22 protein-coding genes and 1 pseudogene are annotated in these 23,169 nt (G+C 68.7%); 15 read left to right on the top strand and 8 right to left on the bottom strand.

Annotated features, from left to right (window positions below):
- The first annotated feature begins 22 nt into the window (after positions 1-22).
- From GBZ48_RS09685 to GBZ48_RS09720, 8 genes and pseudogenes are all read left to right on the top strand, one after another.
- Positions 23-943, top strand: a complete 921-nt coding sequence (locus tag GBZ48_RS09685; protein WP_174470856.1) for a CheR family methyltransferase — start codon at positions 23-25, stop codon at positions 941-943.
- Positions 944-946: 3 nt separating this feature from the next.
- Complete coding sequence (locus tag GBZ48_RS09690) at positions 947-1,609, top strand: chemotaxis protein (protein WP_174470857.1); 663 nt, start codon at positions 947-949, stop codon at positions 1,607-1,609.
- Between the two features lie 3 nt (positions 1,610-1,612).
- Positions 1,613-2,680 carry a protein-glutamate methylesterase/protein-glutamine glutaminase gene (locus GBZ48_RS09695; protein ID WP_174470858.1) on the top strand — a complete coding sequence of 356 codons (1,068 nt, stop codon included), beginning with the start codon at positions 1,613-1,615 and terminating at the stop codon, positions 2,678-2,680.
- 504 nt (positions 2,681-3,184) lie between these two features.
- Positions 3,185-3,865: pseudogene (locus GBZ48_RS37060) on the top strand (methyl-accepting chemotaxis protein); the annotation flags it as partial.
- A 51-nt stretch (positions 3,866-3,916) separates the two neighbouring features.
- Entirely contained in the window at positions 3,917-4,222 is a 306-nt protein-coding gene (locus GBZ48_RS09705; protein ID WP_109048956.1) for an STAS domain-containing protein, read from the top strand.
- Between the two features lie 5 nt (positions 4,223-4,227).
- Positions 4,228-5,025 (top strand): ATP-binding protein, encoded by a 798-nt coding sequence (locus GBZ48_RS09710; RefSeq protein ID WP_343049509.1) that lies wholly within the window; start codon positions 4,228-4,230, stop codon positions 5,023-5,025.
- Positions 5,026-5,090: 65 nt separating this feature from the next.
- Complete coding sequence (locus GBZ48_RS36685; RefSeq protein WP_343049510.1) at positions 5,091-6,284, top strand: response regulator; 1,194 nt, start codon at positions 5,091-5,093, stop codon at positions 6,282-6,284.
- Complete coding sequence (locus tag GBZ48_RS09720; RefSeq protein WP_174470860.1) at positions 6,281-7,498, top strand: PP2C family protein-serine/threonine phosphatase; 1,218 nt, start codon at positions 6,281-6,283, stop codon at positions 7,496-7,498. The genes GBZ48_RS36685 and GBZ48_RS09720 overlap by 4 nt, the downstream gene beginning before the upstream one ends.
- 110 nt (positions 7,499-7,608) lie before the next feature.
- Here the strand turns inward: GBZ48_RS09720 and rpsD are convergent, their stop codons facing one another.
- A complete protein-coding gene (rpsD, locus tag GBZ48_RS09725) occupies positions 7,609-8,223 on the bottom strand; it encodes a 30S ribosomal protein S4 (RefSeq protein ID WP_174470861.1) in 615 nt (204 codons plus the stop codon).
- Between the two features lie 255 nt (positions 8,224-8,478).
- Between rpsD and GBZ48_RS09730 the strand changes: the two genes are divergently transcribed.
- The 4 genes from GBZ48_RS09730 to GBZ48_RS09745 all read left to right on the top strand — a co-directional run bounded on the left by GBZ48_RS09730 (position 8,479) and on the right by GBZ48_RS09745 (position 11,803).
- Positions 8,479-9,639: an NAD(P)/FAD-dependent oxidoreductase gene (locus tag GBZ48_RS09730; RefSeq protein ID WP_174470862.1), complete on the top strand. Its 1,161-nt coding sequence runs from the start codon at positions 8,479-8,481 to the stop codon at positions 9,637-9,639.
- Between the two features lie 125 nt (positions 9,640-9,764).
- Complete coding sequence (locus GBZ48_RS09735; protein WP_174470863.1) at positions 9,765-10,241, top strand: Hsp20 family protein; 477 nt, start codon at positions 9,765-9,767, stop codon at positions 10,239-10,241.
- A 92-nt stretch (positions 10,242-10,333) separates the two neighbouring features.
- A complete protein-coding gene (locus tag GBZ48_RS09740) occupies positions 10,334-10,555 on the top strand; it encodes a DUF1150 family protein (protein ID WP_174470864.1) in 222 nt (73 codons plus the stop codon).
- Between the two features lie 171 nt (positions 10,556-10,726).
- Positions 10,727-11,803 (top strand): hypothetical protein, encoded by a 1,077-nt coding sequence (locus GBZ48_RS09745; protein WP_174470865.1) that lies wholly within the window; start codon positions 10,727-10,729, stop codon positions 11,801-11,803.
- A gap of 19 nt (positions 11,804-11,822) precedes the next feature.
- Here the strand turns inward: GBZ48_RS09745 and GBZ48_RS09750 are convergent, their stop codons facing one another.
- From GBZ48_RS09750 to GBZ48_RS09765, 4 genes are all read right to left on the bottom strand, one after another.
- Positions 11,823-12,071 carry a hypothetical protein gene (locus GBZ48_RS09750; protein ID WP_174470866.1) on the bottom strand — a complete coding sequence of 83 codons (249 nt, stop codon included), beginning with the start codon at positions 12,069-12,071 and terminating at the stop codon, positions 11,823-11,825.
- An 87-nt stretch (positions 12,072-12,158) separates the two neighbouring features.
- Positions 12,159-14,183 carry a methyl-accepting chemotaxis protein gene (locus GBZ48_RS09755; RefSeq protein WP_174470867.1) on the bottom strand — a complete coding sequence of 675 codons (2,025 nt, stop codon included), beginning with the start codon at positions 14,181-14,183 and terminating at the stop codon, positions 12,159-12,161.
- 176 nt (positions 14,184-14,359) lie between these two features.
- On the bottom strand, positions 14,360-14,563 hold the full coding sequence (locus GBZ48_RS09760; protein WP_174470868.1) for a hypothetical protein: 204 nt from the start codon (positions 14,561-14,563) through the stop codon (positions 14,360-14,362).
- A gap of 78 nt (positions 14,564-14,641) precedes the next feature.
- Entirely contained in the window at positions 14,642-16,099 is a 1,458-nt protein-coding gene (locus GBZ48_RS09765) for a DNA recombination protein RmuC (RefSeq protein WP_343049514.1), read from the bottom strand.
- Positions 16,100-16,246: 147 nt separating this feature from the next.
- Here GBZ48_RS09765 and GBZ48_RS09770 point away from each other — a divergent pair, with 147 nt between their 5' ends.
- A complete protein-coding gene (locus GBZ48_RS09770; protein ID WP_174470869.1) occupies positions 16,247-16,843 on the top strand; it encodes an NUDIX hydrolase in 597 nt (198 codons plus the stop codon).
- A gap of 7 nt (positions 16,844-16,850) precedes the next feature.
- Here GBZ48_RS09770 and GBZ48_RS09775 read toward each other — a convergent pair whose 3' ends face one another.
- Entirely contained in the window at positions 16,851-18,086 is a 1,236-nt protein-coding gene (locus tag GBZ48_RS09775; RefSeq protein ID WP_246307103.1) for a ChaN family lipoprotein, read from the bottom strand.
- A 303-nt stretch (positions 18,087-18,389) separates the two neighbouring features.
- Between GBZ48_RS09775 and GBZ48_RS09780 the strand changes: the two genes are divergently transcribed.
- On the top strand, positions 18,390-19,127 hold the full coding sequence (locus GBZ48_RS09780; protein WP_098739178.1) for an SDR family NAD(P)-dependent oxidoreductase: 738 nt from the start codon (positions 18,390-18,392) through the stop codon (positions 19,125-19,127).
- Positions 19,128-19,178: 51 nt separating this feature from the next.
- On the opposite strand, the gene GBZ48_RS09785 is transcribed toward GBZ48_RS09780, so the two are convergent.
- Complete coding sequence (locus tag GBZ48_RS09785; RefSeq protein ID WP_174470870.1) at positions 19,179-20,342, bottom strand: pyridoxal phosphate-dependent aminotransferase; 1,164 nt, start codon at positions 20,340-20,342, stop codon at positions 19,179-19,181.
- 55 nt (positions 20,343-20,397) lie between these two features.
- The gene (locus GBZ48_RS09790; RefSeq protein WP_246307104.1) at positions 20,398-21,717 is read right to left on the bottom strand and encodes a gamma-glutamyltransferase; all 1,320 of its coding nucleotides are present in this window, start codon (positions 21,715-21,717) and stop codon (positions 20,398-20,400) included.
- 67 nt (positions 21,718-21,784) lie between these two features.
- Here GBZ48_RS09790 and GBZ48_RS09795 point away from each other — a divergent pair, with 67 nt between their 5' ends.
- Positions 21,785-23,161: a M48 family metalloprotease gene (locus tag GBZ48_RS09795; protein WP_098739175.1), complete on the top strand. Its 1,377-nt coding sequence runs from the start codon at positions 21,785-21,787 to the stop codon at positions 23,159-23,161.
- Positions 23,162-23,169 lie beyond the last annotated feature (8 nt).

Here is a 23,169-nt window from a genome sequence, read left to right on the forward strand (position 1 = left end):
TGATGACGCCCCCGGTGCCGCGATGACCGACCGCTCGCCCGCCTCACTGACCGAACCCGAGACGCTGCGGCGCCCCCCGGCCGCGCCGGCCGCGGTGTTCGGTGGCGCGCGCGAATTCCATTTCGAGCGGCACCATTTCGACCTGATCGCCGGCCTGCTCTATCAGCTGGCCGGCATCGCGCTGGCGCCGCACAAGGCGGAGATGGTCTATGCCCGGCTGGCACGCCGCCTGCGCGAATTGCGGCTGCCCGATTTCGACGCCTATTGCGCCCTTCTGCAAAGCGACGGCGTGGCAGACGAGATCGGGTTCCTGGTCAACGCGCTGACCACCAACCTGACCAGCTTCTACCGCGAATCGCACCATTTCGACTTTCTCGCCTCCACCGTCCTGCCGGAACTGCGGGCGCTGAACGCCCACAAGCCGAAACCGCGGCTGCGGCTGTGGTCGGCCGGCTGCTCCTCCGGGCCGGAGCCCTACACCATGGCGATGGTGCTGGTTTCCGCCATGGGGGCGGAACTGCGCCGCTGGGATGCCCGCATCCTCGCCACCGACATCGACACCCACATGGTGGAGACCGCCCGGCGCGGCATCTACCCGCTGTCGGGCGCCACCGGCATTCCGCCGGCGATCCGCCAGCGCTTCACCACGGACACCCGGCTGGACGGCGAGCCGGCTGTGGCGATGGGCGAGGAGCTGAAGCGCCTCGTGACCGTCAAGCCCCTGAACCTGCTGGAACATTGGCCGATGTCCGGCCCGTTCGATGCGATCTTTTGCCGCAACGTCCTGATTTATTTCGACCGCCGTGGCCGGATGCAGGTGATAGAGAACTTCGCCCGGATGCTCCGCCCTGGCGGATATCTGTTCCTCGGCCACTCGGAGAGCCTGTATGGCGTGTCGAACCTGTTCCGGCAGGCCGGTCCGACCATCTATCGGAGGGAGTGAGCGATGAACGCCGAACCCCTCCCCCGGCAGGAGCCAGCCGGCCCGACTCTCCGCAACCGCATGGGAAGCGGGCGCTACTTCAACCGGGAATTCAATGCCGACACCGTCAAGATCGGGCTGGGCCAGCAGGCGGTCAGCGACCGTCCCGACCTGATGATCGCGACGACGCTGGGTTCCTGCGTGGCGGCCTGCATTCATGACCCGGTGCGCGGCATCGGTGGCATGAACCATTTCATGCTGCCCGACCTGCCGGCGAGCGAGCTTGAGGGGGCCGGCATGGCCGCGCGCTACGGCTCCGTCGCCATGGAGCGGCTGATCAACGCGCTGCTGGCCGCCGGTGCCCAACGCCAACGCCTGCAGGTCAAGCTGTTCGGCGGCGGGCGCGTCATCGAATCGAGCTACGACATCGGCGGGCTGAACTGCCGCTTCGCACTGGATTACGTACGGACGGAGGGGCTGACGCTGGCCGGCCACGATCTGGGCGGAGGCTCCGCCCGGCGGGTGCATTACTTCCCGCACAGCGGACGCGCGCTTCGCCGCCTGCTGCGGCCGGAGGCGGCGGCCGACACCGTCACCCGCGAACGGCGTTTCATCACGCACCTGAGCCAGGCCCCCGAGGAGGGCGAGGTCGAACTGTTCACCCCCGCCGATCCGGAAGGGAGCTGACCCATGCCCAGACCGATCCGCGTCGTCATCGTCGACGACAGCGCGTTGATGCGCGAAATGCTGAAGGACATCCTGACCCGGGAGACGGGGATGGAGGTGGCCGGGGTCGCCCGCGATCCCTTCGAAGCGCGCGAGGTCATCAAGGCCACCAACCCAGACGTCATCACGTTGGACGTCGAGATGCCGAAGATGGACGGGCTGTCCTTCCTGGAGAAGATCATGACCCTGCGGCCGACGCCGGTCATCATGGTCTCCTCCCTGACCCGGGAGGGGTCGGATGCCGCCATCCGCGCGCTCGAGCTGGGGGCGGTTGACTGCGTCGCCAAGCCCGGTGGCTCCGACGGGCAGGGCTTCGAGGCGACGGCGATGGAGCTGGTTTCCAAGATCCGCGTCGCCGTCACCGCGCGCCTGACCATGCGCCGCCCGGCTGCCACCCATGGCGTCCTACCGACGCCGCGGCGTGCCGGCTCGGGCAAGCGGCTGATCGCGGTCGGCGCCTCGACGGGCGGGGTGGAGCGCATCCGCGACGTGCTGGCCGCCATGCCGGCCGACTGCCCGCCCATCGTCATCACCCAGCATATGGGCCCCAGCTATGTGCCCAGCTTCGCGGCGCGGCTCGACCGGCTGTCCGCCCCCACCGTGCGGGTCGCCGTCCATGGCGACCGCCCGGCCCAGGGGCTGGTGCTGATCGCCCCCGGCGACCGGCATCTCGCCATCGTCCGCGACACCGCCGGCTTCGTCTGCCACATCCAGGACACCCCCGCGGTCAGCGGCCACCGCCCGTCGGTCGACGTGCTGTTCGCCTCCGTCGCCAAGGCGGCCGGCAACAACGCGGTCGGCGTCATCCTGTCCGGCATGGGCCGTGACGGCGCCATCGGCATGAAGGCGATGCATGACGCCGGCGCCTTCACCATCGGCGAGCAGGAATCGAGCTGCGTCGTCTATGGAATGCCGCGCGCCGCCAGGGAAGCCGGCGCGGTCGCGGTCGAACTGCCGCTTGCCCAAATCCCCGCCGAAATGCTGCGCGCCTTCGACGCCGTCGGCGAACGCCCCCGCACCGCCCCGACCTGATCGGGGATCCGGGTAGAGTTTCCAAGGAGCACCAGTATGTTCAAGTCCGCTGCCCACGACGCCGTCCAGACCGGCCCTCGGAATGCCGCGCCCCGGGACGTCTCCGCGACGCCGGACGGCGACGCCAAGGTCGCGGTCACCGCGGAGCTTCTGTCCACCTGGCTCGGCTTCGCCGATGTACAGCGCCGCACGCTCGACATCGTGCAGGGCGAGCTGACGCGCACCTCGGACCATGTGGAGACCTCCACCCTCGACCTGTCGGAGCGCTTCCGCGAACTGGCCCGGAAGGCGCTGGAGCAGTCCGAGCGGGTGGCCCAGATCGTCGACATGGCAGGGTCGGTCGACATCGACGGTGAGCGGGTGCCGCTCGACAGGCTGGTCGTCGGCATGCAGGACGTGATCACCGACATGGTGGCCAACATCGTCACCCTGTCGCGCCATGCCATGAGCATGGTCTATCTGCTGGACGACGTGCAGAAGGACGTGGCCGAGCTGGAGAAATCGATCGGCGACATCGACGGCATCAACCGCCAGACCAACTTCCTGGCGCTGAACGCGACCATCGAGGCCAGCCGTGCCGGCGAGGCCGGGCGGACCTTCGCCGTGGTGGCGCAGGAGGTGCGGCACCTCTCCCGCTCCACCGGCGAACTGGCCGACCGCATGCGCGGCACCGTCACCGCCGTGGTGAAGGGCGTGCGCAACGGCCACGACATCCTGCGCCAGATCGCCAACACCGACATGTCGCCGCAGATGCTGGCCAAGGAACGCGTCGACAAGACGATGGACAGCCTGGTGGAGCAGACCAACCATTTCCAGTCGGTGCTGGAGACAGCGGCGTCGGTGTCGTCCGATATGTCGTCCACCATCGCGCACGTCATCACCGGCATGCAGTTCCAAGACCTGACCAAGCAGCGGATCGAGGCGATCAACGACAGCCTCGCCATCATGAGCGCCGGGCTGGGAGATCTGGAAACCCGCATCCGCGCCCAGGTGCCGCCCACCATCGGCGCACGCGAACCGCAGGAATGGCTGAACCAGCTGATGGGCCGCTTCACGCTGAGCGAAATGCGCGAGCGCTTCGTGCGCAGGCTGCTGCTGGAAGGCACCGCCCTGGACGAAAACGGCGTGCTTGACCTCGATGCCGCAGGGGGAAGCAGCGCCGGCGGTGATATTGAACTCTTCTAGCGCGGCGCTCTCCGCCTGTACACTGAACCACATTTGCGGAAAGACGGGCCTATGGACTACGGCATCGAAGTGCGCGATCAGGAGGCGGTCATCCGCCTCCGCGGTCGCCTGACCTTCAACGACCACGCAAAGTTACGGGCACTGATCGGCGAAATGGGGCAGAACAAGCTCAAGCGCCAGGTCCTCGACCTGTCGTCGCTCGAATTCGTCGATTCCGCCGGCATCGGCATGCTGCTGATCGCGCGGGAGGAGATGGACCGCGCCGCCAAGCAGTTCATCCTGCGCGGCGCCGCCGGTCAGGTCAAACGGGTGCTGACCGTGGCGCAGATCGCCAAGATCGTCCCGATCGAGGACTGATCCCGGTGATCGACGGGACAATCCAGGGCACGACACAGGAGGCGGACCAGGCCGTCGGCTGCCGCACCCGCTTCGCCGGTCTTCTGGCGCCGGGGTTGGCGGCCGACCGGCTGAACCGGCTGGCGCTGGCGCTGCGCCTGTCCCCGCTGCTGCAGGCGCCCGCCGGATCGGCGCCGCTGGCAGTCCTGCTGGCCGGAGACGGAAGCGCCGTCCCGGAGTCCGATGCGCTCTGGCTCCCGCCCGTCGCCGCCTGGATCGAGCCGCCGGCCGATACCGGCGCTTCCGATACCGCCGACCGATTGGCGCCATTCCTGGCGGAGGCGGCGAAAAGCGACCTCTACCTGAACCTGACCACGGCCACCGCGCACGACCTCCAGCTTGGCGGCAGGCTGCTGGCCGCGCTGAGCGCCCGCCATCCGCTGGAGGGGGACCGCCGCGACGACATCGAACTTGCGTTGCACGAGGCGGTCAGCAATGCGCTGGTCCACGGCAACCTGGGCGTCGCCGGCATGAAGGAACTGAGCGCCCAGGAGCTGGAACGCTTTTCCCGCGACCTGGGCGACCGTCTGGCCGACCCGGTGCTGGCGGGCCGCCGCATCGTCGTCACCCTCCGGATCGACCCGGCGGAGGATGGCCGGCGGCTGGCGACGGTGGAGATCACCGACGAAGGCGCCGGCTTCACCCCGGGCCCGCGTGCCAACTCGGGAGCGTCGGGCCGCGGCCTCGACCTGATCGGCAACATCGCCGACGGGCTGACGATCGAGGATGGCGGCCGCCGCATCCGCATGAGGTTCCGGCTGTGATCGCGAATGGCTGGCATAATCCCGGCTGCGGGGCGATCCCACCGTCGGATGCCGGACACTCCGATGTGCTGGGAGACGGCGACCGGCTCTGCGAATGCCGGATCCCCGACTGTACCGTCCTGGACTGCCCGATCCTGGTGGTGGACGACACCGCCTTCAACCGCACGCTGATCGGCGCCTTCCTCGCCGAGGCGGGCTTCCGGCAGGTTTCCTTCGCCGCCAGCGGGTTCGAGGCGCTGGCGATGATCGAGGCCGCCATCCCCGACCTGCTGATCCTGGACATCATGATGCCGGGAATGGACGGGTTCGAGGTCTGCCGCCGCCTGCGCGCCATGCCGGAGACGGCCGACCTGCCGATCCTGGTGCAGACCGCACTGTCGTCGGGCGAGGACCGCAACCGTGCCTTCGCCGCCGGCACCACCGATCTGGTGTCGAAGCCGCTGGAACGCACGGAGCTGCTGGCCCGCGTGCGCATCCATCTGGAAGACCGGGTGCTGATCCGCCGCCTTCAGACCTATCGGGCGCGGGTGGAGGCCGAGCTGTCCATCGCCCGGTCGATGCAGGAACACCTGCTGCCGACCCCGGCGCAGAGTGCCGCCGTGGCTGCCTCCGCGGGCTGCCGCCTGCGCGCCCACAGCGTGATCTCGCCCAATCTCGGCGGCGATCTCTGGGGGGTGCTGCCGCTGGGCGGGCGGCGCTTCGGCGCCTACCTGCTGAACGTCGCCGGCCGCGGAGTCTCGGCGGCGCTGAACGCCTTCCGGCTGCACGCCCTTCTGCAGGAGCTGGGCCCCGCCCATGGCGAGGACGCCGCCGTCCTGATGACCGCGCTGAACGACCGCGCCGCCGGGCTGCTGGCGCCGGGAGAAAAGGCCACCATGACCTATGGCGTGGTGGATGGCGAGGCCGGGCGCTTTATCCACGCCTCGGCGGACGGGGCGCCGCCGATGATCCTGAACGGCAACGGCGGGCCGGCGTTCGGTGCGGCCGCCGGCCTGCCGATCGGCATCGCGCCCGGCACCCGCTATCGCAGCGACGTGATGGAGTTGCCGCAGGGCAGCGTGCTGGCGCTCTACTCCGTCGCGGTTCTGGAGGCGCTGGACGCCGGTGGGACCGGGATCGGGCTCGGCTGGATGATCGCCCGTGCCGTGGCGGAGGGTGAAGGCTTCGACGCCGTGGTCCGCTCGCTGGGCTTCGCCCTGGGACAGGTCGGCGGCGACGACCACACGCTGCTGTGGATCGAACGGGAGGCGGCAGAATGAGCGATTCTCCGCTGTCCGACCTGCTTCCGACCGAGGCGCGCGATGCCGTCGACGGGCTGGCCGGCGCCCGCGTGCTGATCGTCGACGACAACCGGATCAACCGTCACCTTCTGCTGGCCCTGCTGGAGCGCGGCGGCATCACCCTGATCGAGCAGGCGGAGGACGGGCAGGACGCGCTGGTCCTGATGGAGCGCTTCAAGCCGGATCTCGTGCTGCTCGACCTGATGATGCCGCAGATGGACGGGTTCGAGATGTGCCGGCGCCTGCGTGCCGACCCACGCTGGAAATCGTTGCCGGTTCTGGTGCAGTCCAGCCTGAGCCGGGCGGAGGACCGGGCCCGCGCCTTCGCCGCCGGCGCGACCGACTATGTCACCAAGCCGATCAACGCGGTGGAGTTGCTGGCCCGCGTGGGCATCCAGCTGCGCAAGCGGGCCATGCTGCGCGATCTGGAGCAGTATCACAGCCGCACGGAAAACGAGTTGGAGCTGGCCCGCGCCATGCAAGCCCGGATGCTGCCTGGCCCTGAGCGGCTGGCCGAGCTGGAGGCGGCGACCGGCATCGCCGTCCAGGCGCATTTCGCGCCCTCCTCCGAGCTGGGCGGCGATTTCTGGGGGATCGAGCGTCTGCCCGACGGCCGGGTCGCCGTCTATCTGGTCGATTTCTCCGGCCATGGGGTCGGTGCCGCGCTGAACACCTTCCGGCTGGATGCCATCTGCCGCCGGATCGGCAGCACCGACCTGACCCCGGCGGAGTTCCTGGAAACGGTGAACCGCCGGCTGTGCGGGCTGCTGCCCAGCGGCCAGTTCGCCACCATGCTGACCGGACTGATCGATCCGGTGGCCGGGGAGTTCCATTATGCCTCCGCCGGGTCGACGGCACCGATGGTCTGGCATCCCGGTGACGAGGCACCGCGGCTGGGCGACGGCAGCGGGCTGCCGCTCGGCCTGCTCTCGTCGGTCACCTACGACGCCCGCCGGTTGCCGATGCCGCCCGGTGCCCGCCTGTTCCTCTATTCCGATGCGGCCATCGAAATCCCGATCGGCGGCGGCGAAGGCCACGAGGTTCTGGACGAGTACGGCCTCGCCACCCTGCTCGCCCGCCGCCTGCACGAGCCTGACGACGCCGGCCTGCTGTCCGGCCTGCTCGACGACCTGACCGCGACCGGCCCCATCGACGACGACCTGACGGCACTGCTGCTGACGCGCCGGCGGTGACTGCCGGGCTGCCGGGCTGCCGGCCCGGCAACACCGAAACGCTGTGGCCCGAAAAGCAAAAAGGCCGCTCCCGAGGGAGCGGCCTTTCGCGTTCGGCAGGAGCCGACCGATCAGCGCGAGTAGAACTCGATGACTAGGTTCGGTTCCATCTGGACCGGGTACGGAACATCGGCCAGCAGCGGGGCGCGGACGAAGCGGCCCTTCAGCGCGCTGCTGTCGACTTCCAGATAGTCGGGGATGTCACGCTCGCCGGAGGCCGAGGCTTCCAGGATCAGCGCCATCTGCTTGGACTTGGCGCGCACCTCGACGGTGTCGTTGTCCTTGATGCGGGCCGAAGCGATGTTCAGGCGGCGGCCGTTGACCAGGATGTGACCGTGGTTGATCAGCTGGCGCGCGGCGAACGGGGTCGGCGCGAACTTCATGCGGTAGACCACGGCGTCCAGGCGGCGCTCCAGCAGGCCGATCAGGTTCTCGCCGGTGTCGCCCTTGCGGCGGACGGCCTCGGCATAGACGCGGCGGAACTGCTTCTCGCCGATGTTGCCGTAGTAGCCCTTCAGCTTCTGCTTGGCCATCAGCTGCAGACCGTAGTCCGACGGCTTCTTGCGGCGCTGACCGTGCTGGCCCGGGCCATACTCGCGCTTGTTCAGCGGGCTCTTGGCACGGCCCCACAGGTTGACACCAAGGCGGCGGTCGATCTTGTACTTGGACTCTTGACGCTTGCTCATAACTCTCAGGCCTCGTTGGACACGAGTTGATGTTGTCCCGGTAGTTCCGTCCGCCCTGTTCAGGCGGCGGACGGGGCGTCAAAAATTGCGCGCGCCCGCTTTCCCAGGAGGTGAAGGCGCGCACAATACCCATTGTCGCGGCCGAGTCAAGCCCGACGCATATGCGGGTTCGACGGCATATCCGGAACTTCTTGCACGCCCCGCCCTTTTCCGCTCCCCTTCCCGGCAGCGCAGGCGGCAGGCAGGAATGACGCGATGGAACGGGTGGAGTGCGTGGTCGTCGGGGCGGGCGTGGTCGGTCTGGCGGTCGCGCGGCGGCTGGCACGGGCCGGACGCGAGGTGATCGTGCTGGAGGCGGCGGATGCCATCGGCACCGGCACCAGTTCCCGCAACTCCGAAGTCATCCATGCCGGCATCTATTATCCGACCGGCAGCCTGCGCGCCCGGCTGTGCGTGCCCGGCCGCGACGCGCTCTACGATTACTGCGCCGCCCATGGGGTGGAGCATCGCCGCACCGGCAAGCTGATCGTCGCGACGGAGGAGGCGCAATTGCCGAAGCTGGCGGCGATCCGCGCCCAGGCGGCGGCCAACGGGGTCACCGACCTGACGGAGATCGACGCCGCCACCGCGATGCGATGGGAGCCGAACCTGCGCACCGTCGGCGCCCTGCTGTCGCCCTCCACTGGCATTATCGACAGCCATGGGCTGATGCTGGCTTTGCTGGGCGACGCGGAGGACTCGGGGGCGATGCTGGCGCTGCTGAGTCCGCTGGAACGCTCCCACCGCACCGCGGCCGGATTCGAGCTGGAGGTCGGAGGGGCGGAGCCGATGCGCATCGCCTGCTCCACGCTGGTCAATGCCGCCGGGCTGGGTGCCTGGGCCGTCGCCCGCGGTCTGGAGGGGCTGGACGCCACCCACGTGCCGCCGCGCGTGCTGGCCAAGGGCAACTACTATGCGCTGGTCGCCGGCCGCTCCCCCTTCTCGCGGCTGGTCTATCCGGTGCCGGTGGAGGGCGGGCTGGGTGTCCACCTGACGCTGGACCTTGCCGGACAGGCCCGCTTCGGCCCCGACGTGGAATGGCTGGGCGACGTGAATGGCGGGATCGATTATGCCGTCGACCCTGCCAGGGCCGACTCCTTCTATGGCGCGGTCCGCGCCTATTGGCCGGGGCTGCCGGACAAAGCCCTGGTGCCCGCCTATTCCGGCGTGCGGCCGAAGCTGAGCGGGCCGGGACAGCCGCAGGCGGACTTCCTGATCCAGGGGCCGGGCACCCATGGGGTGGCCGGGCTGGTCAACCTGTTCGGCATCGAATCGCCGGGCCTGACCTCCTGCCTCGCCATCGCCGACGCGGTGGCCGTGGAGCTTGGCGAGGCTCCTGGGATTCTTAACCATTCCAGAGGCGCACAGGGTTCTTGACCGCGGCGGCGGCTCTCCCAATCTATAGGCATGGCGGCGCCGGCGGATGCTGGGCCGCCGACCCGCCGGGCGCCGGAAACGGGCCCACCTTCCGCAACTCGCTCCCGTCGTGAGGAGGATGCGTCGTGACGACTCGCCTTTCGCTTTTCAACAGCCCGCTGCTGCTTGGCTTCGACCAGTTCGAGCGGACGCTCGACCGGATCGCTAAGAATTCGGCCGAAGGCTATCCCCCCTACAACATCGAGCAGATCGGCGACGACGGCCTCCGCATAACGCTTGCCGTGGCCGGCTTCACCTCCGATGACCTGTCGGTCCAGATCGAGGACAACCAGCTCGTCATCCGCGGCCGCCAGACCGACGACAAGTCGCGCATCTATCTGCACCGCGGCATCGCCGCGCGGCAGTTCCAGCGCAGCTTCGTGCTGGCCGAAGGGATCGAGGTGGTGGGCTGCTCGCTCGACAACGGACTGCTCAACATCGACCTGACCCGCCCGATGCCGGAGCCGAAGGTCCGCACGATCAAGATCGAACAGCCGAAGAAGACCGCCGCCGGTGCGATGCCCCGCACCATCGACGTGTCCGCCGACGGCCGGGACGACTGATCCCCCTTTCCCGCTGTCTTCCCTGATACTCTCTCCCCCGATACTCTGCACGCGCGGCCGCCCATGACGGGGAGCCGCGGGAGACCAAGACCATGATGCACGATACCCACAGCCAGCTGCGCCAGCTGTCGACCCAGGATTTCGCCAGCTTCGGCCTGGGCGACGTCGCCTATGTCCGCCCGGTGGAGATGGACGGCGCCGCCGCCTTCGCCATCCATGCCGCCGACGGCACGCCGCTGAGCGTCGTCGCCGACCGCGACCTGGCCTTCGCCGCCATCGTCCAGAACGACATGGAGCCGGTCAGCGTCCACTGACCGCCCGCCGCGGCGCGCCGGCAGGAGGCCCTCCGGGCCTCTCGGCACGCCGCGGCCTGCTGCGCGGCAATCCGCCACATCTCGATCCTTGTCAGCCCTGACTCCTGTTGTAAGGTGCGCTCTGCGATAATCGCCGATACAGGACGCGAGACGGCAGTGGGAGACGGTCGGTTGGACGGTGGGGCAAGCGATACGGCGGCGGACGCGAAGTCCACGCCCGCTACGGAACAGCGCAAGACCTGGGACGACGAGGCCCGCGATTCCCTTCACATCCTGCCTTTGTCGGCGATCCCGCTGGAAACGCCCGGCCTCCAGCATGCGCGCCTGATTAAGAATGTCCGGCTTCAGACGGTGGTGGAAATGTTCCGCGACGCCCAGGCCGGCAGCGGTCAGGTGTCGCCCCGCCACATCCCCTCCTATTTCGAATCCTACAAGGACGAGGTCGAACGCGATCTGGTGAAGCTGGAGAAGATCGGCGCCGCCTCCAGCTTCGACGTCTATTCCTCGCGGATCGAGCTGCGGCGGCTGAACATCGACGTCAACAACGTCGAATCGTTGACCCTGTCCGACCGCAAGAAGGCCGAGCTGACCAGCTACATGCGGGTCTTCACCCGCCCGCTGATGGAATATGTCTATGGCACGGAGGAGCTTCAGGTCGCCGACGTGACCGACATCATCCAGCTGTTCGCCAACCCCAACCGGGACGAGGCCTTGCGCAACCTGCGCATGATGGCCGACCGGCTGGACATCGGCCTGAACGACATCCCGAAGTTCCTTGAGGAATATGGCGACATCTTCCTGTCGCTCGCCTATTTCCGCAAATGCCTGGACGAGATCGTGCCGGAGGTTCAGCGCTTCGTCAGCTGGATGGAGGAGATCCGCAGCTCCGCCGAGGTCAAGCGCGATTCCCGCCAGATGCGCATGCTCGACGAGATCGCCCGCGACCTGACCGACATCGCGACCTCCATCACCGGCCGGTTCGAGAGCTTCGACAACCGCTCCAAGGATTTCTGGAGCGACATCAACGCCGACACCTTCCGGTCGATCCGCGAGCTGATTTCCTCGCACCACGTCACCATCGGCGGCGTGCTGTGCGGTCTGGCGGTGAAGATGAATTTGTGGAAGCACCGCTTCGCCCGCGGCGGCGGCGGCCCCAACCGCCGCATGGAATTCGTAAAATCCGAGATCCTGCCCGGCCTGTCCCACATCAAGGCGCTGGAACAGTCGGCACGCACCGGGCACATGTAGGCCCGCTCAGGCTCCCGCATCAGTCCATCGACAGCATCTTCCCCATGCCGTTGTCCAGCAGGATGGTGGCGAACAGCGTCAGGATCGGGACAAGGAACATCAGCCCGATGACGCAGCGCACGACCAGATCCTTGCGCCGTGCGGACCGGCAGAGCGGGCAGTCGTTGGGACCATGCCCGTAATCGGACCCGCAATAGGGACAGGCGGTGGTTTCGACCATGGCGAGCAGGCTTTCAGAATGGGCCGGCGGCCCAGGAACCGACGCCATTCTGAACCCGGCAACCGCAGAACCGTCATGAAATCACTGTCATGATTAGGGTCATTCTCTGACGGCCGGCAGCGCAGCCGCAACCGTTCAGGCCGCGCGCTCCAGTGGGGCCAGCCCGGCGACACTGCGGCCGAACTGCGCGGCAAAGTGGTCGCGCTCGGCACCGGACAGGGTGAAGGTGACGTGCAGGCGGCCGGCACCGCCGCGGTCCAGCGCCCGCACAACGGCGGCCACCGGCTCCAGCCCTGGCAAGGCGATGCGCAGCGCGCTCCCTTCCGCCAGACCGGACCATGCCTCCTGCGGCAGCCCGCTCAGCTGGGCGCCGCCTTCCGACGCATTGTCGACCGTCACCGACAGTTCGCGCCCGCCCACCGACAGCCGGCCGGGGCGGTTCAGCGGATAGCGCGGAGCGGACCGGCGGTTCACTTCCGGCGTGGCCGTGCGGATCGCTTCGATCAGGACGCGGCGGAGCTGATCGATGCTGGCGGCGACACGGACGGACAGGGTGTTGACCTCGCTGGCGCGCTCGCCGGTGGCGGTCGCCTCCTGCGAGACGGCGGCGATGCGGGTCGCCACCTCCTGCGCGGCGTTGGAGGTCTGGACGACATTGCGGGCGATCTCGCCGGTCGCCGCCTCCTGCTCTTCGATGGCGGCGGCGACGGTGGCCGACACGGTTTCAACGCCGCGCACCCGCTCGGCGATGGCGCGCACGGCGCTCACCGCCTCGGCCGTGGTGGCCTGGATGGCGGCAATCTGGCTTTCGATCTCGTCCGTCGCCCGCGCGGTCTGGCCGGCCAGCTGCTTTACCTCGCTGGCGACGACGGCGAAGCCTTTCCCTGCCTCGCCGGCCCGCGCCGCCTCGATGGTGGCGTTCAGCGCCAGCAGGTTTGTCTGGCCGGCGACATCGTTGATGAGGTTGGTCACCTCGCCGATGCGGGTCACCGCGTCGGCCAGACGCTGGATGGTCTCCTCCGCCCTTACCGAAGCACCGACGGCGTCGCCGGTCATTGTGGTCGCGGTACCGATCTGGACCGCGATCTCGCGGATGGAGGCGCTGAGCTGTTCCGACGCGGCGGCGACGGTCTGGGCGTTCGACAGCGCCTGGGTCGCGGCGGCTGCGACATTCTGGCTGTTGTCGCTGACCGCGCGGGCCGATTCGGCCATGCGGGTGGCGTTGCCGGCCATCTGGCTGGTCTGGCTGGCCACCAGATCGACGGCGTTCGACGCCTCCGTCTCCACCGTTTCGGCCATGCGCAGCAGGGCTGCCTGCTTTTCGCGCTCCGACCGTTCGCGTTCCTCGTCGCGCAGGCGGCGCAGGCGCTCGGCCCCCTCCGCATTCTCCTTGAAGACACGCAGGGCCTGCGCCATCGCCCCGACCTCGTCACCACGGTCGGCACCGGGAATGGTGACAGTCAGGTCGCCCTGCGCCAGGGCCCGCATCGCGGCGGTCAGCTCTCCCACCGGCCGCACCACCCGGCGCCGGATGCCGAACACGCCGACCACCACGACCGCCAGCACCAGGGCCGAGACGCCCCACACCGCGGTCATGAACAGGTCCTCGCGTCCTGTGGCATAGACCTCCGTCTCGCTGTTGTAGCGGTTGGTATCCTCGACGATGCGGTCGACGACGGCACGGTGGGAGGCATAGGCATCGGCGATCACCGCGTAGGAGGCGCGGGCCGCCGCCTCGTCCTTGCGGGCCAGCGCCGGCAGGAACCTGGTCTCGACCTCGGTCCAGAAGCGCATCACCGGCGTGTGGGAGGTCTGGGTCAACTGGGTGAGCAGCGACGGCTCGAAGCTCTCCTTGAGCCAGTATTCATGCCGCTCGTCATAGTCCTTGCGCAGTTGCACCAGCCGCGCCCGGCGCTGCTCGACCGACGCCGGGTCGTTCATTGCCAGCGTCGCCTCCAGATAGGCTTCGATCACATATTCCGGCGGCGGCAGGATATCGGCGATCAGATCCTTACCCAGCACGATGCGCTGGTAGATCGGTCCGCCCACCTTCAGCTCGCGGATCGCCAACGCACCGGTGATGACCACCGCCAGGAAACCCAGTGTGACCACCACCCCGAACAGGTTGGTAAGTGCGGCAATCCGGAGGTTTTTCAACATGGTGCAACCCCTGCGCAGAAACGACGGCATGGGGTTGCTTCTCAAAATAACTCTAATATGACAAGCAAAAAACTTGCTCGATTATCACCAAATAAAGAAATGATGTTTCGTTTCGCGCATTGCACTCAGATTGTGCAGCGACTGCGCAAGAACCAACCAAAGTGCCGGGGCCGATCTTAGGTCAAGACCAAGGTGCCGACCCAGCCGACCAAGGCCAGGATCACCAGCATCACCAGCAGCGCCACGATGACCGCATTGGTGCGGCGAATCGACCGGCAGCGCGGGCATCCCTCCTCGGCGGCGGGATAGCGGTGGGCACAGCGGTCGCAGCGGACGGTCTGTTCGGTGGCTGTCTGGCCAATTGCCGTCTGGTCAGTCATCGGCGGGTTCCATCGGATCGATAAAGCTGTCAGGCCGCATGGATAGCACGCCGCCGGCCCTGCATCCATCGCGGCGCCTCAATCGGCCGCGGTGGTCTCGACCGGCGGCACTGCGCGCAGTTCGGTCGCCTGCAGGCGGCGCGGGCTGTGGTCCAGCGGCTCGAGCAGCGGCATCTCCGCCCCCTCCGGCGCGGCATGCAGGTCGCGGAAGCGGCGCGCGCTGACCAGCACCCGCGATTCAAGCGTTCCGACTGCACTGTTGTAGGAGCCGACAGCCTTGTCCAACTGCCCGCCCAACCGGTCCATATGACCGCCCAGGTCGGACAGCCGCTTGTACAGCTCGGCGCCGAGCGCGCTGATTTCGCGGGCATTGTCGGCCAGCCGCTCCTGCCTCCAGCCATAAGCGACGGCGCGCAGCAGGGCGATCAGGGTGGTCGGCGTCGCCAGAATCACGCGATGGTCGATGCCGGCCTCGATCAGCGCCGGGTCCTGCTCCAGCGCTGCCGAGAAGAAGTTTTCACCGGGCAGGAACAGCACGACGAATTCCGGGCTGTCGTCGAACTGGTCCCAATAGCCCTTAGTGCCGAGCTGCTTCATGTGGTCGCGCACATGGCGGGCATGGCGGACCATGCCGTCGCGCCTGACCGTGTCGTCGATCGCCTGGATGCCGTCCAGATAGCCTTCCAGCGGCGTCTTGGCATCGACCACGAGGGTCTTGCCGCCGGGCAGCGTGACGATCAGGTCGGGGCGCAGCCGGCCGCTGTCGACCGACACCTGCTCGACGAAATCGCAATGATCGAGCATCCCCGCCATCTCGCAGACCCGGCGCAGCTGGATTTCGCCCCAGCGCCCGCGCGCCGCCGGGGTGCGCAGAGCCCGGACGAGGTTGCCGGTTTCCGTCCGCAACTCGCTCTGGCTTTGCACCAGCGACAGCACCTGCTGCTTCAGCCCCTCATAGGCACCGGCCCGCGTGCTCTCCAGTTCGCGGATCTGCCGGTCCATCGCCTCCAAACTCAGGCGCACCGGATCGACGATGGCGGCGATGGCGGTCTGGCGCTTGTCCAGATCGCCCTTCGCCTGCTCCTGGAAGCCGGCCAGCGTCTCCCGCGCCAGATCGAGGAAGCTGCGGTTGTTCTGGTGCAGCGCCTCCGCCGACAGCGCTTTGAAGCTGTCGGCCAGCGCCGCCTGGGCGCGCTCCAGCAGCGCCATCTTCTCCGCCGCCGCGGTCCGTTCTGCCTCCAGCCGGGTGGACAGCTGGGCATGGCGTTCGCGGGCACTGGCGACCTCGCCATGCAGGCGGGCGATCTGGTGGTCGCGCGCCTCGATCTCCTCGCGCAGGTCGCCCTCGGTCCGTTCGGCGAGGTCGAGGCGGGTGGCGAACTCGGCATGCAGAGCGGCGGCGGTGGCCTCGGCCCGGCCGGCAGCGGCGCGCAGCACCGCCCAGGCGACGGCGGCGCCCAGCAGAAGACCGGCCGCAAGCCCTATCGCCAGCGATGCGCCATCCACCACCATCCCGTTGACCAGGAACTGCGTCACCCCAAATCCCCTCACCACTGGAACGGGTGCAGCCTATCGGAACGAATCGCGAATTGGAACAGGGCGCGAACGCACCAAGGACTGCGCCGGCCCGGCTTTCGCTTTCTCCGCTTGCCCAACCAAGGATACCGCGCCATATCGGAAACCATGCCCGACGATACGCTCCCCGACCACAAAACCCCCGATGATTGCGGCCCAAACTGCGGAGGCCCACGTATCCGCGCCATCCCGCCCGGCGAGGACCGTGAACGGCTGATGTGCCCGGACTGCGGCTATATCGCCTATCAGAACCCGCTGATCGTGGTCGGCGCCGTGGCGACCTGGGAGGATGGCCGCATCCTGCTCTGCCGCCGCGCCATCGAACCGCGCAGGGGCTACTGGACCCTGCCCGCCGGCTATATGGAAGAGCGCGAGAGCACCCGCGACGGCGCCGCCCGTGAAGCCTGGGAGGAGGCACGGGCACGCATCGACATCGACCATCTGCTGGCGATCTACGACATCCCGCGCATCAGCCAGGTCCAGATGATCTTCCGCGCCCGCCTGCTCTCGCCCGATGTGGAGCCCGGCCCGGAAAGCCTGGAGGTCGGCCTGTTCGAGTGGAAGGACATCCCCTGGGACGAGCTTGCCTTCCCCACCGTCGTCTGGGCATTGCGCGAGCATCATGAGCGGCTCGGCCGCTCCGACTGCGCCCCGGCGGTCAACCCCACGCCGGACGCGCTCGCCCGGTGGGAGAAGATGCTGTAGGGGCCAGTCAGGGTTGGGGCGGGTGCGCCGCCCCGTCCACCGGGAACTTCGCCACCACCTCCTGCTCGGCCCCATCGCGCCGGATGGTCAGCGGCAGCCAGGTGCCCGGCGCCTGCCGGCGGATCACCGCGACCAGATCGGCGGGTGCGCGCACCGGCGTGCCGGCGGCGATCAGAATGCGGTCGCCGGTGCGCAGGCCCGCCGCCGCGGCCACGCTGCCGCTGCTGACCGCTCCCACCGTGATGCCCTCCGGACTGGGGTCGAGTTGCACGCCCAGCTTGGGGCGCTGCGGCTCCGCATCCTCTCGTTCCGGCCCCAGGCCGAACACCGCATCGGCGATGCGGCCATCCAGCTCGCCGCAGTCGCGGTCGGAGTCCCAGGGCAGCAGCACGGCTGCATCGCCGATGCCGAGATCGGCCAGCTGGTGCGGAACGCCGTCACGGCTGGCGACATGCCCCTCCCCCAGGATGCCGACTACGAGACGGCCGGTGGTGCGGCGGGTCTCGGCGATCTTCTCCGCCATCGCACGGTCCCAGATGCCTTGCGCCTCGATGAAGCGCTTGACCGCGCTGTCGGGCACGTCGGCCGGTGCGGCGGAGCGGGCTTCGGAGCGGTCGTGTGCCGCCAGCGTCTCGGTCAGGCGGTTGCGGTAGGCCTCCGTCGGGGCGGCCGGATTGCCGATGCCCTCGCGCTCGGCCTCCGGGATGGTCGCCCAGCCGTTGCGGGCGGTGCGCCCGATCAGCGACCGTTCCACATTCAGCGCCACCACCGGCAGCCGATGCAGGCGGGCGAATTGCAGGATCGGCAGGTAGAATTGTGGGTCGAAGCCCCAGACCGTGCGCCAGTCCGTCGCCTTCAGGAACTCACCCTCCGTCATCTCGCCCGCCACCCAGCGGTCGAGCACCGGTTGCAGCCGGCGCGGCAGCATCTCAATCCCGACGGCAAGGTCGGGGTTCACGGCATGCAGGCCGGCGAGGGTGTGCAGTTGCCAGCGGTGGTGGTCCGCCTTGTCATGCTGTTCCCCCAGCAGGACCACCGGCGCCTCGGCAAGGCGGCGCAGCAGCGGCACCGGCTCCACCGCCGCACCGGCACTGTCGGCCCAGACGCCGGGCGGCACGCAGGCGACCTGCAAGGGCTCCGCAGCCCGGCCGACCGACGCCGTTAGGGACAGCGCCGTGACGGTCAGCAGGACAAGGCGACGGCGCAGTAAGGACGCAAGGGGACGGAAGGGCTGGCGCGGCAAGGGCTGGCTCCGTCTTGCGGGGATTCGCCAAGGTTGGCGCTGCCGGGCGCAACGTCAATGGACAAGGCCGCCGATTGCGTCGTTCTGCCGCGCCATATGCCGCCCCCGGCGCAGACCGGACAGCCGGGAGCAGCTGGCATACTGGCGGATGACAGGCGGTGCGGGGGCGGGTAGGATCGCCGCAGGCGGTGGACCACCGGCGGATGAGGGGGCCTTCGATCCTTCCATCCGGAACTCCCGAGGCCATTCCCAGGGCGTCCGCTTTCCCCGCCGACCGCAATCATTCGTGAAGCGCAGCCCACCATGCCGCACCGCAAAGTCGTCATTCTCACCGGCGCCAGCCGGGGTATCGGACACGCCACCGTCACCCGGTTCAGCAACGAAGGCTGGCGCGTGATCTCCTGCTCGCGCGAGGATGTGCCGGCCCATTGCCGCCGCGATCCCAACTGGACCCATCATATCCCGGCCGACCTGTCGGACCCCGCCAGCCGCGCCGCCTTCGTCGAGGAGGCGAACAAGGCGCTGGACGGTGCGCCGCTGCACGCCTTGATCAACAATGCCGGCATCTCGCCGAAGACGCCGATCAAGGAGCGGCTCGGCTGCCTGAACGGCTCGATCGAGGGCTGGCACCGTGTGTTCGAGCTGAATTTCTTCGCCGCCCTGGTTCTGGCGCGCGGCTTCGCCGCTCCGCTGTCGCGGGCGAAGGGGGCAATCGTCAACGTCACCTCCATCGCCGGCCATTCGGTGCATCCCTTCGCCGGCTCGGCCTATTCGACCTCGAAGGCGGCGCTGTCCGGCCTGACCCGCGAAATGGCGGTGGAGTTCGCGGAGATCGGCGTCCGCGTCAACGCGGTAGCCCCCGGCGAGATTGAAACGGCGATGACCGGCCCGGAATATGACGTGCTCATCCCGCGCATCCCGCTGAAGCGCATGGGCACGCCGGAGGATGTTGCCGCGGTGATCTTCTACCTGTGCGGTCCGGACTCGGCCTATGTGACGGGGACGGAGACCTTCATCACCGGCGGGCAGCATCTGTTCTGAACGGGAGGACGGCAGGGGCCGTCGCAGCGAAGGCCCCCGCCGGAAAGCGCCCTACTTTCCGCGTCGCCAGGCGATCAGTCGCCGCGCCGCCTCGGCGATGGTCGCTTCCGACCCGGCGAAGCTGAAGCGCAGGAAGCGGCGGCCGCGGGCGGTGTCGAAATCGATGCCGGGAGTGCAGGCGATGCCCGTCTCCTCCAGGATCCGCTTCGCCAGCGCCTCGCTGTCGTCGGTCATGTCCGACACGTCGGCATAGATGTAGAAGGCGCCATCAGCCGGGGCCATCTTGGTGAAGCCGGCCTTCGGCAGTTCCTCCAGCAGCAGCGCACGGTTGCGTGCATAGCGGGCGACGTGGCCGTCCAGCTCCTCGGTACAATCGAAGGCAGCAACCGCCGAGACCTGGCTCAGCGTCGGCGCGGAGATGAACAGGTTCTGCGCCAGGCATTCGACGGAGCGCAGCAGATCGTCGGGAACGATCATCCAGCCCAGCCGCCAGCCGGTCATCGAGAAATATTTGGAGAAGCTGTTGACCACCAGCGCCTGATCGTTGACCTCGGCCGCGGTGACCGCGTCGGTGCCATAGGTCAGGCCGTGGTAGATCTCGTCCGACACCATGCGCACGCCATTGGCGCGGCACCAGTCGGAGAGTGCGGTCAGTTCCTCCCGGCTCAGCATCGTGCCGGTCGGGTTGGCCGGGCTGGCGACGATCAGCCCCTGCACCGGCTCGTCGAGCGCCTCCAGAAGCTCAATGGTCGGCTGGAAGCGATGCTCCGGCCCGGTCGGCAGCTCGACAGGAATCACGCCAGCCGCGGTCAGGGTGTGGCGGTAAGCCGGATAGCTGGGCGACGCCATCGCCACCCGGTCACCCGGATCGAAGGCGGCGAGGAAGCCCAGCTGGAAGGCGCCCGACGACCCGGTGGTGACGACCACGCGGCCTTCCGGCACCTCGACGCCGTAGCGATCCTTGTACCATCTGGCGATGGCGGCGCGCAGCGGCGGGATGCCGAGCGCCCCGGTGTAGCCCAGCGGATCGGAGCCGACCACCGCGCTGGCCGCTGCCTGCACCACGCCCTTTGGCGCGCCGCTGGACGGCTGCCCCACCTCCATATGCAGGACATCCAGGCCGGCGGCTTCTCGCTCGGCCGCGGCGCGCATCACTTCCATCACGAAGAAGGGCGGAATGGCGCCCCGCTTGGAAACCTTGGGCTGCTTGCTCATGATCGTCCGTCTCTAACTGTCGCCGGCCTTCGGCCGGGCCATTATTGTCCGGGACTCAGTCCCGCTTGCGTTCGCTTTCCACGGTCAGCGCAAGGCTGCCGGCACGCGGATCGTTCGCCGCTTGGCAATAGCGGATTCCATCCTCCACCGACACCCGGCAGCCGACGAAGCTGACACGCCCGGGAATGGATTGCGGACGGGCCGCCTGAATCTGCGGAGCGGTGGACGTCTCCTCCAGACCTGACGGCAGGGCGACCGACAGCAGCGCCGCCGGGCCGGCGGCAGGGCCATCGTCTCCGTTGGCGGTGCCGACCCCGGCGAACAGGGTGCGTCCGATGATGGAGTTGGCGATCAGGGCCGGCGCGCCGAAGCCGCCGCGGTCCACGCCCTGGGCCACCAGCATGCCGGTGCCGGGAATGCCGCGGCCGGTACCGAAGGGCGCCCCTTGGGTGAAGGCGCAGGCGGCGCCATTCTCGTCGGGATCGATCACCATCACCCCGGCCCCGGCGGCAACCGGGCCTTTGCCGGTAGCGCCAAGCAACTGAGTGGCGCGGGTGGCGCGCTCGGCCGGAGGCAGAGACGCCACCGCCTTCCAGGCCTGGACCAGGGCGGCACCGGCTTCCGGCTCGCTCATGTCGGGCACATGCAGGTCGGTGATGTCGAAAGGTACGGTCAGCGTGCCGCCGACGCGCGGCTGGTAAGCGCGCAGCTGCGCCGGGTCGACGCCGGTGCCCTGGGCAACCGTCGTGGCGAGCGGCCCATTGTAGAAGGCCCCCACCCCCTGGCGACGCAGGACCGACAGGGTCGCCGCAAGTTCGGGCTGGCCGACCACGGCGCCGACCGCCGGAGTTCCGCTGCCGAGGAAGCGCCGCCTCGTCTCCGAGTCGGGCGCCAGCCGCCCGCCGAAGGCGCCGAGATCCTGCACCAACGCGCGGCTGAGGCCGGGGGAGAACTGGGCCAGCTGCTCGGCCGGGGCGACGATCTGCTCCCACCGCATTGCACCCGCGGCAGCCTGGACAGCATACAGGCCGCGCGCCATCGCCGGCATGGCGACGCCGCCGGTACCGGCCGGGCGCGGCAGGAAATCGATGGTGCGGGCCTTCTTCGACGCGGCGTCGAACAGCACGCAGACACCGCCGCCGGTCAGTCCGACACGCGACGGCAGGCTGGCGGTCATCGCCAGAGCCATCGCCGCGACCGCGTCGCCGGCCTTGCCACCCTGGGCGATGATGTCGCGCCCCACACCGGCGGCATAGGGCTCGTCGGCGACGACGAAGCTCTGAACCGTGGCGTCGGTCTTGAACTTGGTGTTGACGCAGCCCGGTAGCAGTGATGCAGCTATGGCAACCGCGCCCAACCGTTGCCAGATTTGCAAGCGAGTGTGTCGCGGGCTCCGCCGGTCGTGCGCGGGGGTCCGCTGTTCCAAGCCGGAGGTCGTCACGGTGCGCAAGCCCAGCAGGCTGGTTTCGGTCGTCGCCATCATGTCCGTATGTCTGATGTCGCTGGTGTGGGGAGCGCCACCGGCGAGCGCGCAGCGCCGGTCGGAGATGCAAATCCTCAGCGACGCCGAGACGGACCATATCATCCGCAAGATGGCCCGGCCAATCTTCCAGGCGGCCGGCATCGACCCGGACTCGGTGCAGATTCTGTTGATCAACGATCCGACGGTGAACGCCTTCGTCGCCGGCGGACAGAACATCTTCATCCACACCGGTCTGCTGCTGGACGTCGACAACGCCGACCAGCTGCTGGGCGTCATCGCGCACGAAACCGGCCACATCTCCGGCGGCCATCTGGTCCGCGGGGCGGAAGCGATGGACAATGCCTTCCTCGCCTCGCTCCTCGGCATGGGTCTCGGCATCGCCGGCGGTCTGGCCTCGCGCAATGCCGGCGCTGGTGCGGCCGGCGTCATGCTGGGCCAGCATCTGGCGGAGCGGAACTACCTGTCCTTCTCCCGCACGCAGGAGGCCTCGGCCGATCAGGCCGGCCTGTCCTTCCTGGAACAGTCGGGCATCTCCGCCAAGGGGATGGAGACCTTCCTGGAGAAGCTGGGCGTCAACGACCCGCTGATGAACGACCGCGATGCCGGCTATCGCCTGACCCACCCGCTGACGCGCGAGCGCATCGACGCGGTGAAGGCCTTCGTTGCCCGCTCCCGCTACAGCAATGCCCAGCTGCCGTCGGCGACGGAGGCCGACCTGCGGCGCGTCCAGGCCAAGCTGTACGGCTATCTCGACCCACGCGGCGCCCTGGTCCGCTACAAGGTGAACGATCCGTCGCCGGCCGCCCGCTACGGTCGCGCCTATGCCTATTTCCGCCAGGGCGATGTCAAGCAGGCAACGCCGCTGGTCGACGGGCTGATCGCCGACGAACCGAAGAACCCCTATCTCTACGAAATGAAGGGCGACCTGATGCTGCAGACCGGCCGGGCGCCGGATGCGGTGGCCCCCTATCGGAAGGCCGTGGAGATGGCCGGTTCCGATGCGGGAACGATCCGGGTCTCGCTCGCCCACGCCCTGCTGGAGCAGCATGATCCCCGTCTGGCCGACGAGGCGTTGAAGAATTTGCAGATCGCCTCCAAGGGCAAGGCGCAGTCCGCCTTCCTGTGGCGGCTCACCGCCCAGGCCTGGAGCATGAAGAAGAACGACGGCATGGTCGCCTACGCCACGGCGGAAGAGGCGCTGGCGAGAGGCGACATGCCGATGGCCAAGGCCCAGGCGGAGCGGGCGGAAAGGATGCTGCCTGCCGGATCGCCCGGCTGGCTGCGCGCCCAGGACATCCGCGGCCAGACCGGCGGGGCCGACAAGCCGGAGCGCTGACGGGATTG

This window comes from Azospirillum melinis (genome assembly GCF_013340935.1).
GTDB lineage: Bacteria > Pseudomonadota > Alphaproteobacteria > Azospirillales > Azospirillaceae > Azospirillum > Azospirillum melinis.